This window comes from Ornithinibacillus californiensis, from assembly GCF_001038485.1.
Lineage (GTDB): Bacteria > Bacillota > Bacilli > Bacillales > Amphibacillaceae > Ornithinibacillus > Ornithinibacillus californiensis.
Genome location: NZ_LDUE01000018.1, coordinates 1 through 15,142, shown reverse-complemented (window position 1 = coordinate 15,142; position 15,142 = coordinate 1). Strand labels below are relative to the sequence as shown.

Below are 15,142 nucleotides of genomic sequence, written 5' to 3'. Positions count from 1 at the left end.
ATGAGACATGGATCAACAAGTGATTAAGCGATTCTTAAAGAGGAAGGTATCAGTTTTTGGAGGACTAATCATTATTATGTTTATTTTAACTGCGATTTTTGGTCCTTTAGTTGCTCCATATGATCCTTTACAGCAAAACTTAGCTAACAGTTATAAAGGGATTAGTTCCGATCATCTATTAGGTACTGATAATTTAGGAAGAGATACATTGTCGCGTTTAATCTATGGAGCAAGAATTTCATTAGGAATTAGTCTTGCATCTATAGGATTAGCTCTCATCATTGGTGTGTCATTAGGTGTGACAGCAGGCTATTATGGTGGGAGAGTTGATAATTTAATAATGCGTTTTGTTGATATTTTGCTAGCTTTTCCAGGTATACTTTTAGCGATTGCTATAGTTGCTATCTTAGGTAATGGCTTAGTGAATACGATGATTGCTGTTGCTATTTTCTCTGTGCCAGATTTTGCTAGGATTGTTCGTTCTTCGGTCATCTCGTTAAAGGAGACAGAGTTTATTGAAGCCTGTAGAGCCGCAGGAGCTAGTGATATTAGGATAATAACAAAACATATTATACCCAATTCCTTATCACCACTAATTGTACAGGCAACACTTATGCTTGGTACTGCAATATTAATCGCATCAGGATTATCCTTCTTAGGTTTAGGCGTTCAGCCGCCAAATCCAGAGTGGGGAGCAATGCTGAGTCAAGGAAGAGAATTGTTGCGAAGTTCACCACTTGTTGCTATAGCACCCGGTGCAGCTATAACGTTTGTAGTATTAAGTTTTAGTCTTGTTGGAGATGGTCTAAGAGATGCTCTTGATCCTAAATTGAAAAATTAATTGGAGGTAGTGGTCAAGATGACAAAAGAACTGTTAGAAATTAAGAACTTAAAAACCTATTTCTTTACGGATGAAGGAACTGTTCGTGCCGTTGATGGGGTGGATTTAGAGTTAAACAAAGGAGAAACTTTAGGAATCGTAGGGGAATCTGGTAGCGGGAAAAGTATGATGTCCCTATCTATTATGGGTCTAATTCCAAATCCTCCAGGGAAAATTGTAGATGGTCAGATTAATTTTAAAGATAAGAATTTATGTAAAATAAGTAAATCGGAGTACCGGAGAATTAGAGGTAATGAAATATCTATGATTTTTCAGGAACCAATGACCTCTCTAAATCCTGTATTTACTATCGGTAAACAGATAATGGAAGTCTATAAGCACCATCAAGGACTCTCGAAAGCCGAAGCTAAAGAAAAAACAATTGAAATGCTGAAATTAGTGGGGATTTCTATGCCTGAACGTCGTATTCATGAGTATCCTAATCAACTCAGTGGAGGAATGAGGCAAAGGGTAATGATTGCTATGGCTCTTGCGTGTAATCCCGAATTACTGATAGCAGATGAACCAACAACTGCTTTAGATGTTACAATACAAGCCCAAATTTTAAAGCTTATGGATGACTTGAAACATAAACTTAACACCTCTATTATTCTCATTACACATAATCTTGGTGTGGTTGCACAAACTGCAGATAAAATAATAGTTATGTATGCTGGTAAGGTTATGGAATATTCAGATACGAAAAGTATTTTTAAAAACCCTAAACACCCCTATACAGAAGGATTATTAGACTCCATTCCGAAGATTGACAAACCAGTTGATAGATTATCAGCAATCCCAGGTACGGTTCCTAGCTCCAATGACTTTCCAACTGGATGTAGCTTTTATCCTAGATGCAAATATGCGATGGAGATTTGTAAGGAGAAAGGTCCAGATTTAATAAAGCTCGAAGATGATGTACAAGTGAGGTGCTGGAAGTACATTGAAGAAAAGACTTTTGTGTCAAAAGACCATCACTCTGAAAAGGTTTGAAATTCAGAAAGGAGGTAGGCAATGGAAAAGACTATTTTAGAGGTTAAGAATGCAAAAAAGTACTTTCCAATGAAAAAGGGGTTATTATTTAACTCCTCAGAGAATGTAAAAGCTGTAGATGACATTAGCTTTACTATTCAAGAGGGAGAAACATTTGGAATTGTTGGTGAAAGTGGTTGTGGAAAATCAACAACAGGAAGAATGATATTACGATTAATAGAGCCCACTGAAGGAGAAATCATCTATAAGGGTGAAAATATTCTAGATTTGCCTAAGGATAAGATGCAGAAACTTCGTAGGGAAATGCAAATTATTTTTCAGGATCCATACTCCTCACTAGATCCACGTTTTACAATTGGTAAAACAATAGGTGAAGTTCTTGATATTCATAAAATAGCAAAGGGGAAAGAGAAACGAGAAAGAATTATTCAGCTCTTAGAAGCTGTCGGTCTCGGTGCTCAACATTTCAATCGGTATCCCCATGAATTTAGTGGTGGACAGAGACAGCGGATAGGTATCGCACGTGCTCTAGCATTAAATCCATCACTTCTGATTTGTGATGAACCAGTATCAGCATTAGATGTATCTGTTCAAGCTCAAATAGTTAACTTGATGCAAGACCTACAAAAGGAATTTCAATTAACCTATTTATTTATTTCACATGACTTAAGTGTTGTACATCATATATGTGATCGTATAGCGGTTATGTATATAGGAAAGATTGTGGAAACTGCTGACAAAAAAACGCTATTCGAAAAACCTGCTCATCCATATACTCGGGCATTATTAAGTGCGATTCCTGTTACAGACCCGGAAGTAGCGACTACAAACGAAGTTCTAGAAGGAGATATTCCAAGTCCTGCGAATCCTCCTACTGGTTGTCGTTTTCATACTCGATGCAAATTTGCTACAGAGATATGTCGTAAGGTTGAACCAGAACTAAAAGATATAGGTGATGGACAGTTAGTTGCTTGCCATTTATATGAATAAAAGGGGAGTTGTAAATGAGGGAAACAGCATTATTAGAATTTCCATTAACAGAATATAAGCAAAGGATAGATAATTTAATACGTAGGATGAAAGAAGAACAAATTGATGCAGTGATTCTAACTAATAAAGAAAATACTCGTTATTTTACAGGTTACCAGTTAATTGTATGGGGGAGTGGGATATCTAAGCCTGCTTGTCTCATAGTTACAAGTAATGGGGATGTCACAATGGTTGGTGGGAAAAGCAATAGTGAAACTCTAATGGCTTATACATGGGTGGAAGAAATTCGTGTTTGGGATCGCCTTGGTAGAAACGGAAGTAAGACAAATTTCCCAGATGCTATTCTGGATGTTCTTCGTGAAAAAGGTGTTCATAGCGGTCGGATTGGTATGGAGTTAGGAACTGGTTTTCGTGTTCATTTAAATATGATGGACTATAAAGAACTAACCGAGAGTCTAGTAGATGCTACGTTTGTAGATGCAGCTCCCATCATTTGGGATATTCGTATGATTAAGTCCCATTTAGAAATAGAAAGGATTCGTAAAGTATGTGAAATAAATATAAAGGCATTTAACAAAGGCTTAAATAGTATATATCCTGGAATGACTGAAAAAGAGTTATTTAAAGAGATATCGATGGCGATGTTTGATTTTGGAGCAGATGAAGTGTTCCCTTTAGGTATTAGGGCTGGGGTAGATCGTTATTCACAGGGGAACTCTCCTCCTAGTGACCGAGCAATACAAAAAGGAGAAATGATCTTAGTGGATGGTGGACCGGGTTATAAAGGGTATTTTTCCGATATCATAAGAGAAGCAATTATTGGAAAACCTACCCAAAGGCAAAAGGAGTTACATGAATTTGCAGTAAAGGCTTGTGAGAGGGGCTTAGAAGCTATTAAACCTGGCATTACATGTGGTGAGGTATGCCAAATTGTTGATAGTTTTGTAGATTCAAGCGGCTATGGTAATCTCTATGTAACGAGAGGTTGGATTGGTCATTCCATTGGAACGTCTATTCATGAGATGCCTAACTTTGAACTAGGATCGGACCTTGTTCTACAGCCTGGAATGGTCTTCGCAATTGAACCTTCCATTTATGAGGAAGGGGTTGGTATGTTTAACCTTGAGGAAAATATCTTAATTACAGAAGACGGGTATGAATTACTTACGCCACTGGAACGGGAACTTTTGATATTGTAAGAGCATCTTTTCTTGGAACAGTTTAGTTCGGCTTTATGTAATAATAAAATCCTTTGTGTAGAAGGGGAGTCTGAAAACAAGACACCCCTTACTTTTTTCTTTTCACACTTATATACCCACTTATCTCCAATATTGCAAGTTCAACTTCATCTTCATCTATTTCAAAGAAATAACCATGTAGTTGAGGGTCTGTCCCCCTCAACTAAATACTAAACTCCATCCCTTCCTCAGCAATATAAAACCCTCTTTCCAAAAGCTCTTTCCGTTCATTACTATCTGGAACAATCACCCGATTGGAATGATTGAGATGTGTAAAGTATATTTTCGTCTGATCGGTTAAATCTTGAAGTTTCTCCATTGTCGTTGTCATTAATGGATGTGGAACTTCCTTGAAATCTCTCCCGATATGTTCTAAATCCTTTGGGGAGTGGAAGGTTCCATCCAATAAGCATATATCTGCATTTTTACATTCATCAAGAATATCTGTCTCCCATTCCTCCCACCGGTCGATATCTGGAATATACAACACTTTTTTATTTGGTCCATTAATCCAAAATGCAAATGTCTCCGAAAACTCATTTCGATGTGGAACTATAACAGGTGTAACGGACACTCGATCATCAATTTTTACCTCTTCATCATTTCGAATATCCTTTAGCAAAATATTATCAAGTTTCGTTAACAACTGCCACGGTGCGTTATTCTCCAACATATTTTTCAGTTTTTCGCCAGCAAATACCGGAACATTGTTCGTATTCATTCCTTCTTTACCCAAGAATAATAGACCTGGAATATGTCCCATATGTGCATGCGTAAAAAAGATGCTACTCATTATTTTTCCCTCTAATTGAAACTTCATTTGCAGTTTGCTCATCTGTTCTTTTAAATCCGGGGTCGCATCAATTAAATGCCATTTTTTCTCCTCTGGTAGAACAATCGCAAGTGCTGAAGCGGTTCGTCTGAAAGTTGGATCATTTAGAGCCCGACTACAATTCTCACAAAAGCAATTTGGATGGGGAAGACCGCCATCCTGTGCGGTCCCCATTACGGATAAGATAACGTTACTCATGCTGACTGCTCCCCTTTTTCTAATGTAGATTCATTGGAATAATCTTTCTTCGTTATGGTCCATCCTGTAAATCCAAAAATAATATTCACAAGAGGTACAAGGAATACAAAGAAGGAAAACGGAATAAATTCTCCTGGGCTCAGGCCGAAAATACCCGCTGCGAATACTGCTGGAACACCCCAAGGTACTAAGTTTATCCCAACAGTACCTGCAGCTTCTACTGCGCGGGATAGGTTTTTCGTATCAATACCTAATTCTTTATATTTATCTACAAAAGTTCTAGCAGGTAAAATAATTGCTAAAAACTGAGCACCTGTTGAGAAGGCAACAAGAAATGCTGAGAGAACTGTTGATGTAATTAGAGAGCCAGTTTTTCTGACCTTGGCCATCATTTTTCTAGTTAATACATTAAATGCTCCAGAACTTTCCAATATACCCCCGAGGGCGGTGGCCAGGATTAGTATTGCTATCGTTCCTAGCATAGAAGTTAAGCCACCTCGATTTAATAACGAGTTAATAGCCGCTATATCCGATTCCCCTGTAAAACCACTTGTCATTGTTTGAATAATTTGACCAACTGGCACCCCTTGAACAACAACTGCTATTAACGCTCCAAGTAAACTAACCGTGATTAGTGTCGGTATGGCAGGTGTTCGTTTAATCATTAGGGCAATTGTTATAATTGGCATCAAAAGTAGTAATGGGTGAATAACAAAAATGTCATCTAAGCCATTTTTAATACCAAGAATGGTTGTTGCATCAGAAGTGCCACCCCCAGCGCTCGTGTTACTGACAATCCAAAATAAAATGAGTGAAATGATAAATGCTGGAATAGTATCCCAAAGCATATGTTTAACATGGCTAAATAAATCAGTATCTGCCATTGCCGGTGCGATATTCGTTGTATCTGATACTGGTGATAATTTATCCCCGAAAAATGCGCCAGAAATAACAGCACCAGCAACAAGTCCTAAAGGAAAACCAAGACCTTCTCCAATCACCATAAATGCCAGGCCTATCGTTGCTATGGATGTGAAAGAACTTCCTAGTGTTACTGCGACAATTCCAGTAACTAATGCCACGATCGGTACAAATATTTCTGGCTTAATAATGGTTAATCCGTAGTAGATAATCGTAGGAATAACACCACTCGCGATCCAGGATCCGATGATTGTACCGATGATCAGTAAGATAAATACAGCTGGTAATGCTCTACTTACACCATTTACCATCATGGTTTGAATCTCTTCCCATTTCCATCCACATAGGAACGTAATAAGTGCAGCTACAATAATTCCAAAAATCAATGGGAAATGCATACCAGCTCCCCAAACAAAAACAGATAATCCTCCAGTAACGATAATTGCAAGAATCGGTAATAACGCAAAACTAACAGACATTTCCTTTTTCATAAAAATTCCTCCTTGCGTGGGATGCAGGGACAGGTCCCTTGTCCCACTTTCTAGTGTTTTTGTATATAAAAAAAAGCCTTCATCCCCGAAAGAAGGGACGAAAGCTCCGTGGTACCACCCTAATTAGCAGAAGAAAACCCTGCTCACTCAAATCGATAACGGCCTAAGCCGGAAAAATCAGCTCCCTATCTGTACTTCGCCTTACACCTCGCCTGATTCGCACCTACCATCAGGTCTCTGATTACAAGTATGTAACACTACTAGAATAGTTCATTGCTTTTGTTGATATGTAGTTGTAATTGTTACTGTCTAATATAAAAATGAAGATAAAAAAAGCCCTCATCCCCTAAAGAAGGGACGAAAGCTCCGTGGTACCACCCTAATTAGCAGAAGAAAACTCTGCTCACTCAAATCGATAACGGCCAAAGCCGGAAAAAATCAGCTCCCTATTTGTACTTCGCCTTACACCTCGCCTGATTCGCACCCACCACCAGGTCTCTGATTACAAGTATGTAACACTACTAGAATAGTTCTTAGCTTTTGTAAATATGAAGTTGTAATTGTTATTACCAGATTTAAATGGAAACAAAAAAAGCCTCCATCCCAAAGAAGGGACGGAAAGCTCCGCGGTACCACCCTAGTTAGCAGAATAAATTCTGCTCGCTTAATTAGATAACGGCCTAAACCGGAAAAAGTCAGCTCCCTATTTGTACTTCGCTATACACCTTGCCTAGTTTGCAGCACCCACCAGGTCTCTAATTTTCAAGTATGTAAAAGCTACTAGAATAGTTCAACGCATTTGTGTCATTAAATTATGAATAATATTAAGGTATTTAGAATTGATTGTCAAGGGGCAATTTGAATTAGTTGATTAGCCATGAATCTTAGTTTATACCTCTGAAGCTATAATTGCCATTTGCAAAATTGAAAAGGAGACAGTTGAGATTTCTACTTTATAATAGTTAAACGACAATAAATAAAACGAGCTGCTTATAGTAAGCAACTCGTTTTGTTTTAGTAATCACTGCCTCAGCAACAAGAATCACTTATAGTTTTATGGTGTGATTATTATTTCTTGAGCAGTCCTTGAAATTTACTTATATGCAATTAATTATCTGTATTTCTAGCATTAGACTTTCCTTTATTACGTCTTTGTTCATTTGGCCTTTTGGCTTTGTTTTGTTTTTCTTTTGGTGCGTGTGAGTCTTTAACCATGGTTATACCTCCTATGTTTGTAATGATTATTCCATAGGATTATTGTTATCGGATTGTGTAGATATATGCAGTGCAAAGTCTTTTTTCAATAAAATATCTAGCTAGAAACCCATCTTTATACTTCCGTATACCATCCTCGCACTTTTTTATCCGTAGGTAACAAAAAGGTAAGAAAGCCCAACAACGGCAACAACGAAGCCATAACCATCGTAGTCGTCAACCCAAACAAATCAATAAAAGCCCCTAATGCTACAGCTCCAATTGCCCCCATACCAAATGCTAATCCAACAATAAGACCAGACATGGTTCCAATTTTTCCCGGGATAAGTTCTTGTGCGTACACTACTGTAACGGAAAAACTAGTCATGAGAATTAATCCGATAACCGCTAGTAGTATCAGTGCAAAGGTTGATCCAACAAAAGGTAACAGGATGCTGAATGGACTAACTGAAATAAGTGAGAAAAGAATCACATTTCTTCGCCCGAAACGATCCGCTAAAGGCCCGCCAACAAACGTGCCAACTGCTCCCATAGCTAGAAAGATGAATATATAGACTTGCGAATTGGCAATCGTAATTTTGTATGTTTCAATCGCGTAAAAGGCATAAAAGTTCGAGATAGCTGCTCCATACCATGATCTAGCAAATACAAGGAATACAAGAATAAGAATCGCAATTTTAATGTTTTTGGCAATTGCAGGATTTAGCTTGGTGGCAACCGTTTTTTTCTTTTGCCTAGCCAGTTGTTCCATCTGGCCTTTATACCAGCGGGCAATATAGGTAAGGAATATAACCGCAAGTCCAGCAATTAACGTAAACCATATGGCACCTTTTTGCCCAAGTGGTACAAGGATTAGCGCAGTTATAACTGGAGCTAAAGCTTGTCCAGAATTTCCCCCAACCTGAAAAATTGATTGCGCAAGTCCACGTCTATGGCCTGCAGCAAGGTAAACGACCCGAGAACCTTCCGGGTGAAACACTGCAGAGCCAAGTCCGATAAATAACACACTAACTAGTACGAACCAAAAGTTCGGAGCAAGTGCCAACCCAAGAATACCAAACATGCTACTTGTTAAGCCGATTGGTAAGGCGAAAGGAATAGGCTTCTTATCTGTGTACGTTCCAATAAGAGGCTGCATCACGGATGCTACCATATTTAATGTGAAAGCAATAAGACCAAGTTGTGTAAAAGTTAATCCCATCGATCGTTCTAATATTGGAAACATCGCTGGAATCACCGCTTGAAGGGAATCGTTTAATAAATGACATAATGCGATAATAAAAAGCACGCGATAGACGGTTTGATTTTCACGAGTGATGACTTGGGTTTTATTAGGTATAGCTTTTTCCATTAGATGTCCTTCTTTCTAGTAATCTATAAGGCTATTGTACAGTTAATGGAGTTATTTATGAAGTTATGGAGTTGTTATTGGTGTTCATTTTAGAAATAGAAGAAAGGCTGGAAGGCGTGGTTACCAAGTGGTTCATACGGGAGATACATAATTAACTCAATCGTAGTCAATAATCTGATAAGATAAAGACTATATTAACTTAACATGCGGAAAATCTTATCAAAAAATTTCATTAGTATGGTGTTAAACTCTGAATCATCTCCAACAATTTTTACTTGGCAGTTGAACATCATATGGGTGATATGGCTATATAAAGCCAAACTATAATTAACTAAATATACTTGTAACTAGGTATTGTATGAGAAGATAAAGGTTATTGGTTAGGTCTGGGGGAACTGTATAGTATGAAGGTATATTAAGCAAATGAAATCGCCTAAATATACCTTCTTTCTCACAAAAATCACTATGGTCTCCTATAAGAAACTATAGCTAAATTACAGCGCTATTTAACAACCTTTTTCTTAGATTTAAAGAAATGATACTTATCTTCCTTAATAAAACTGCACCCTGAAGGTATAGGGTTTTTTCTTAACATAATCGCTAGTTTATTTAGTAATGGAGTGATAATACCAATTTCACTTTCATCTAGTAAAAACTCAACACCATACTCATAAACTCCATCTTTTATCTCATTCATCCATACCACGTTACCTTGAAAGGTAATTAGATTGCTTAAAATCTCTGTTTGAAATTCCAATATGAAGTCTTTATGTACCGCTAACCTTATATTGGACAGAAAACGTAAACCACCTATGCCGATGTCTTCAATCAATACTTCTGTTTTTCCAAGCTCAACATTTCTACCATGGATTCGTGTAAGTGTCATTGTTGCACTTAAAGGGAAATCAAGGTTAACACGGAAAAAATTTCGTCTATTTTGGATTTCTTTTTCTTTATCAGACACTTTTGTTTTTATTTTTCCTTTTTGCAGTAGAATAACAAATTGATCTGCCGGTAATGGCTCGGAGTAAAGATATCCCTGGACGACATTACATCCAAATTGCTTTAATATTTCTAGCTTTTCTATGTTGTCGACGCCTTCAGCTACAACATCCATATTAAGGTGGTGGGCTAATTCGATAATGGTTTTTGTAATAAAATTGGAAGAATCGGGATTAGTGTTGCTTAAGTCATTGATAAATGACCTATCAATTTTCAGCGTGTCAACCCTACCTTTAAACTTATTTAAATAAGAAAGTGATGAGTAACCGATTCCGAAATCATCTAGAGCAATCCGTATACCTAGTTTCTTTAATTCGTCCAAGGTAGTTAGAAATTTATTTTCATTTTCAAGAAGAAAAGTTTCTAATATCTCAACTTCAAAATACTCAGGTGCAAGTTGAGTCTTATTTAAGATCTCTTTAATATTAACAAGCATGTCTTTTTCAAGAAACCGATGGGCAGAGAAATTAATAGAGATTGGAATTGCTGGTAATCCTTGATCTAGCCATGCTTTGTTTTGATTACATGCGGTTTCTATTACCCATTTTCCTATTTCAATAATTAACCCTATTTCTTCAGCTAAGGGAATAAATTCATTAGGGTATACCATACCCCACTCGGGATGATTCCATCTTATGAGAGCCTCTGCGCCAATAATCTGGTTATCCTTTGGATTTATTTTAGGTTGATAAAACAATTCAAACTGGTTCAATTTCAAAGCTTTTCGTAGTTCACTTTCTAAGGTAAATGTTTTATATGTTTCAACATCCATCGATGAAGTGAAGATTTGGTATGCACTATGTCCTTTGGCTTTAGCCTTATATAGGGCAGAATTCACATGTTTATAAAGTGTCTCAATGTCCTCCCCATCAGTTGGGTAAAAACTTATACCAATACTAGTGGAAATAAATAGTTCGTAACTATCAATATAAGATGGCTCATCTAATAATTTTATATGCTCTTTAGCAAAGGCAATAACTTCTTCTGTTACTACATTGTTTGATAATAGCACAGCAAATTCATCTGGCCCTACCCTAGCTATAAAAGCATGGTCCCCAAAATAATTATTTAATTGTTTAGCATATTCCTGTAGTAAATTGTCTGCGATGGTATGTCCTAGTGTATCGTTTACATACTTGAAACGATTTAAATTGAAAACCATGAGGGCAAACTTTTTTTGCAGTGCTTTACTAATTAGAATTTCCTGTTCTAATTTTTCATTAAGAAAACTACGATTTGGAAGTTTTGTTAATGGATCATGGTAGGCTAAAAATCTATTCTTTTCTGCAGTCTTTATTCGGTCGGTAATATCAGTAATTGTCCCAATAGTAGTTATATGGTTATGATACAACAATTTTTTTGCTTTAATCTCTACATGAATTACTGCCCCGTTTTCGTTCATCATTCTTAGTGAATGATGAACGACTTCTTCTCCAATTGGAAGATTTTGAATAAGTGCAGAAATTTCTACCCTGTCATCGGGGTGGATGTACTCTTTTATATTAAATCTTGTAATGGATGGATCCAGATTAAATATTTTGTATAGTACTGGATTTCCATATAATAACTTGTCCATTTGTATAATGAAGACCCCAGTATTAATCTCCTCTACTAAATTTCGAAATTTTGCCTCAGATTCAGCTAGCTCGGTTTTTGTCAGTTGGTACTGGGTAATATCTTTAATAACTACGAATGCCCCTGTTGTTGCTTTCTTAGAACGGGCTGGGATAATTGAGAGTTCAACTTGTTTAGCGGTTCTATTTTTATCTAATATGGACGTCGTAACTTTTTGAACTCTTCCAGATAAAGAAAGGTTAATTAGATCTTTAATCCTGGGTGTTTCACTTTTGGGGAATATATAATCTAAAGTGAAAGTTGTCACTTTTTCTTTTGAAAAGCCTAGTGTTGTAGAAAAGCTATCGTTTACAGCGGTTATTGACCCTTTTTTATCTGCAAAACATACCATGTCTGGATTGTGCGAAAACAATGAGTGGTAAAACATATCTGAGTCAACAGCTTCATCAGTGAATTGTGTGCTCATATTGTTATATTTATCCATTTCTATTTCTCCTTAAAAGTTACTAGTTATTTGTATAGGTTCATTTTCTACAAATAAACAAAAAAGATAAGCCAAAGAAAATGGCTCATCTAAACAAATTTTCTTCGGTGACTAGACTACCATAGCCAACTTGGCCTTAGGTCCTCGGTTTTGCGTCCCTATCTTTCAATAGGTTTGCCATTATCGAAATTAAATATATTTAGTACTATTTTACTATAACCGTTGAGGTAACGGAAGAGGGATCGATCTTTCACGCTTAGTGATTTTTTACATTGGATGAATTAATTGGTTAAAGGTCATGTCTCCCTTACTAAAAACAATTATATCTGGTATAATGATTAGAAGCTAGTATCTAGTATTAAATGCGAGGTGGTATTCTTGAAAAGGAACGATTTAATTGCACCTGTAGATTATAATATTGTGATGGAATTTGAGAAATATGCGAAAGAACCTAATCGTGTTGCGGTTATTTGGGAGAATGAACAAGGTGACAGAAGAGATATTACCTATGAAAACTTAATTAAGAATGCGAATAAGATTGGCAATCTATTTTTAGAACATGGTCTTAAAAAGGGTGATAGATTACTAGTTATGATGCCTCGCCTCATTGAAACATACGAAGTTTATATTGCGGCATTAAAAACTGGAATTATCATCATCCCTAGTTCAGAAATGTTTCGGACAAAGGATTTACAGTATCGAATTTCACATGGTGAAGTAAGTGGGGTCGTATGCCATTCCGATTTTGCCAAAGAATTCACTGAGGTTGATGAGTATGACGCACTTGTGAGATTTACTGTTGGCGATTCTGTAGAGGGCTGGAATCACTTAGATGGTTTAAAAGAGTTTGCTTCCGATCAACTCGAAATTGTTGCAACATCCAGGGATGATCTTGCATTTTTACCTTATACTTCAGGTACAACGAGTAATCCAAAGGCTGTCATGCACACGCATGCTTGGGGCTATGCTCATATGAGTTCTGCTCCGGCGCACTGGCTCGGAATTAAGGATGGCGACACCGTTTGGGCAACAGCAGCACCTGGTTGGCAGAAATGGGTATGGAGTCCATTCTTATCCGTGTTAGGAACAGGTGCGACGGGATTTGTTTATAGTGGTAAGTTTGAACCGAAGAAATATTTATCATTAATAGAAGGAAATAAAATCAATGTATTTTGTTGTACACCAACGGAATATCGGCTGATGGCGAAATTGGATAATCTACAAGACTATAATTTATCTGCAGTCCACAGTGCGGTATCTGCCGGTGAGCCGCTGAACCGTGAAGTCATTGATCAATTCGAAAAGTATTTTAATATTACTGTTCGCGACGGTTACGGCCAAACGGAAAATACGTTATTGCTAGGATTTTTAAAAGGTGTGAAAGTAAAGCCTGGTGCGATGGGGAAACCTATTCCAGGAAATGATGTGCAATTAATAGACGAAGACGGAAATCCTGTAGAGGTCGGGAAAGTTGGCGATATTGCTATTCCACTAAATACGCCAGCTTTATTTAAAGGATATTTCAAGGATGAAGAACGGACGAAGAAAACTCATCGTGGTACTTTCTATATTACTGGTGACCAGGCTAAACTAGATGAAGAAGGATATTTCTGGTTTGAGGGTAGAAATGACGATATTATCATTAGCTCTGGTTATACGATTGGGCCATTTGAAGTGGAAGATGCCCTAGTCAAACATCCAGCTGTGAAGGAATGTGCAGTTATCGCGAGTCCAGATGAGATTCGTGGGAGTGTTGTGAAAGCATGTGTTGTTTTACAGGAACACGTGGTGGATGCAGGAGAGGAATTAGTAAAAGAACTGCAAAATCATGTGAAGCAAATGACGGCTCCTTATAAATATCCGAGGAAGATTGAGTTTATGGATGAACTGCCGAAGACATCGTCAGGGAAAATTCGCCGGGTTGAGTTGAGACAGCGGGAAGTTTAGTGCGGTGAAATTACGTTTGAATTTAGTTGTAAATAAGAACTAGAGGTCAATGATTTTGCAAATGTGCATGGTATGAGTGGTCGAAAGGCGTTCATGTTGTGTAGAGTAACAGCAGAATTAAGGGTAAGTGGGATTGTAGATGCGCCTAATTGGTTGGTTTAGGCGTTTGCCTTGGGATATTTTAGTGAGGAAAAGGAGGAATGAGTAGGGGTTGTCAAATAAAGTGTGTAAGTTCTAATACACACTAGCTATATTTGAGAACCCTATCCTTCAATCGTTCATTCATTAATAGTTGGTTTAAGGCTAGAGACCAGCCTTGAATAAAGCCGCCACCATTCCACTTATTTTCTAATTCTTTCACTCTTAAATACAGTACTTTAAGTAGGGCATTTTCGTTGGGAAATGCTCCTTTTTTCGTTACTTTTCTAAAACTAGAGTGGATACTTTCTACTGCGTTAGTTGTATACATGATTTTACGGACAGCACTACCGTAGTCAAATAATTGTTCTACATGTTCAAAGTTTCTTTCCCAGACATCTATAGCTCCAGGATAGGCAGACCATTGTTGCTTAAAGGATTCAAACGTACTTTGACAGGCCTTTAGACTTTGAGCTCCATAAACCTTCCTTAAAGAAGATGTAAAAGCTCTATAATCCTTATTTGGAACATATTTAATGGAATTACGAATTAAATGGACAATACATCTTTGGACAGTGACATCAGGGAAAATAGAGCGAGCTCCTTCTTCTAATCCAGATACACCATCCATGGAAATAAAGAAGATGTCTTCAACTCCTCTTGCCTTAATTTCATCAAAGATTTGCATCCACTTATGCTTGCTTTCTGTTTCATTTAGCCACAAGCCAAGGATGTCTTTTTTGCCCTCCATTGTATAGCCCAAAATAGTATAAACGGCATACTTTTTAGTTTCGTATTGATTGCGTATGGTTGTATACATACAGTCTACAAAAACAAAAGGATAACATTCATTTAAAGGACGACTTTGCCAGTCTTCTAGTTCAGGC

The 15,142-nt window shown here is 37.3% G+C and carries 10 protein-coding genes, 1 riboswitch and 3 other annotated features; of the genes, 5 read left to right on the top strand and 5 right to left on the bottom strand.

The window, feature by feature from the left end:
* Nucleotides 1-7: 7 nt before the first annotated feature.
* From nikC to TE34_RS03900, 4 genes are read left to right on the top strand one after another with little or no spacing between them, the layout of a single operon-like run.
* On the top strand, nt 8-841 hold the full coding sequence (gene nikC / locus TE34_RS03915) for a nickel transporter permease (RefSeq protein WP_047983521.1): 834 nt from the start codon (nt 8-10) through the stop codon (nt 839-841).
* An 18-nt stretch (nt 842-859) separates the two neighbouring features.
* The gene (locus tag TE34_RS03910) at nt 860-1,873 is read left to right on the top strand and encodes an ABC transporter ATP-binding protein (protein WP_047983520.1); all 1,014 of its coding nucleotides are present in this window, start codon (nt 860-862) and stop codon (nt 1,871-1,873) included.
* 21 nt (nt 1,874-1,894) lie between these two features.
* The gene (locus TE34_RS03905; RefSeq protein WP_047983519.1) at nt 1,895-2,863 is read left to right on the top strand and encodes an ABC transporter ATP-binding protein; all 969 of its coding nucleotides are present in this window, start codon (nt 1,895-1,897) and stop codon (nt 2,861-2,863) included.
* Nucleotides 2,864-2,877: 14 nt separating this feature from the next.
* Complete coding sequence (locus TE34_RS03900; RefSeq protein ID WP_047983518.1) at nt 2,878-4,062, top strand: M24 family metallopeptidase; 1,185 nt, start codon at nt 2,878-2,880, stop codon at nt 4,060-4,062.
* Nucleotides 4,063-4,264: 202 nt separating this feature from the next.
* On the opposite strand, the gene TE34_RS03895 is transcribed toward TE34_RS03900, so the two are convergent.
* From TE34_RS03895 to TE34_RS03880, 4 genes are all read right to left on the bottom strand, one after another.
* Nucleotides 4,265-5,131: an MBL fold metallo-hydrolase gene (locus TE34_RS03895; protein ID WP_053074958.1), complete on the bottom strand. Its 867-nt coding sequence runs from the start codon at nt 5,129-5,131 to the stop codon at nt 4,265-4,267.
* A complete protein-coding gene (nhaC, locus tag TE34_RS03890) occupies nt 5,128-6,543 on the bottom strand; it encodes a Na+/H+ antiporter NhaC (RefSeq protein WP_047983516.1) in 1,416 nt (471 codons plus the stop codon). The genes TE34_RS03895 and nhaC overlap by 4 nt, the downstream gene beginning before the upstream one ends.
* A 90-nt stretch (nt 6,544-6,633) precedes the next feature.
* Nucleotides 6,634-6,826, bottom strand: a binding site (T-box leader).
* Between the two features lie 67 nt (nt 6,827-6,893).
* Nucleotides 6,894-7,087: a binding site (T-box leader), on the bottom strand.
* Between the two features lie 63 nt (nt 7,088-7,150).
* Nucleotides 7,151-7,346 (bottom strand) — a binding site (T-box leader).
* Nucleotides 7,347-7,873: 527 nt separating this feature from the next.
* A complete protein-coding gene (locus TE34_RS03885) occupies nt 7,874-9,109 on the bottom strand; it encodes an MFS transporter (protein ID WP_047983515.1) in 1,236 nt (411 codons plus the stop codon).
* Between the two features lie 502 nt (nt 9,110-9,611).
* Nucleotides 9,612-12,170 (bottom strand): EAL domain-containing protein, encoded by a 2,559-nt coding sequence (locus tag TE34_RS03880; protein WP_053074957.1) that lies wholly within the window; start codon nt 12,168-12,170, stop codon nt 9,612-9,614.
* 103 nt (nt 12,171-12,273) lie between these two features.
* Nucleotides 12,274-12,359, bottom strand: a riboswitch (cyclic di-GMP riboswitch).
* Between the two features lie 189 nt (nt 12,360-12,548).
* Here TE34_RS03880 and mbcS point away from each other — a divergent pair.
* On the top strand, nt 12,549-14,117 hold the full coding sequence (gene mbcS, locus TE34_RS03875) for an acyl-CoA synthetase MbcS (protein WP_047983514.1): 1,569 nt from the start codon (nt 12,549-12,551) through the stop codon (nt 14,115-14,117).
* Between the two features lie 244 nt (nt 14,118-14,361).
* Here mbcS and TE34_RS03870 read toward each other — a convergent pair.
* Nucleotides 14,362-15,142 (bottom strand): IS256 family transposase (locus TE34_RS03870; RefSeq protein ID WP_047983079.1); only part of this gene is annotated, 781 nt, incomplete at its 5' end.

Bases quoted from the DNA above. Each gene is read 5' to 3' on its own strand.
- nikC (WP_047983521.1), top strand. From the start codon at position 8: ATGGATCAACAAGTGATTAAGCGATTCTTAAAGAGGAAGGTATCAGTT.
- TE34_RS03910 (WP_047983520.1), top strand. From the start codon at position 860: ATGACAAAAGAACTGTTAGAAATTAAGAACTTAAAAACCTATTTCTTT.
- TE34_RS03905 (WP_047983519.1), top strand. From the start codon at position 1,895: ATGGAAAAGACTATTTTAGAGGTTAAGAATGCAAAAAAGTACTTTCCA.
- TE34_RS03900 (WP_047983518.1), top strand. From the start codon at position 2,878: ATGAGGGAAACAGCATTATTAGAATTTCCATTAACAGAATATAAGCAA.
- TE34_RS03895 (WP_053074958.1), bottom strand. From the start codon at position 5,131: ATGAGTAACGTTATCTTATCCGTAATGGGGACCGCACAGGATGGCGGT.
- nhaC (WP_047983516.1), bottom strand. From the start codon at position 6,543: ATGAAAAAGGAAATGTCTGTTAGTTTTGCGTTATTACCGATTCTTGCA.
- TE34_RS03885 (WP_047983515.1), bottom strand. From the start codon at position 9,109: ATGGAAAAAGCTATACCTAATAAAACCCAAGTCATCACTCGTGAAAAT.
- TE34_RS03880 (WP_053074957.1), bottom strand. From the start codon at position 12,170: ATGGATAAATATAACAATATGAGCACACAATTCACTGATGAAGCTGTT.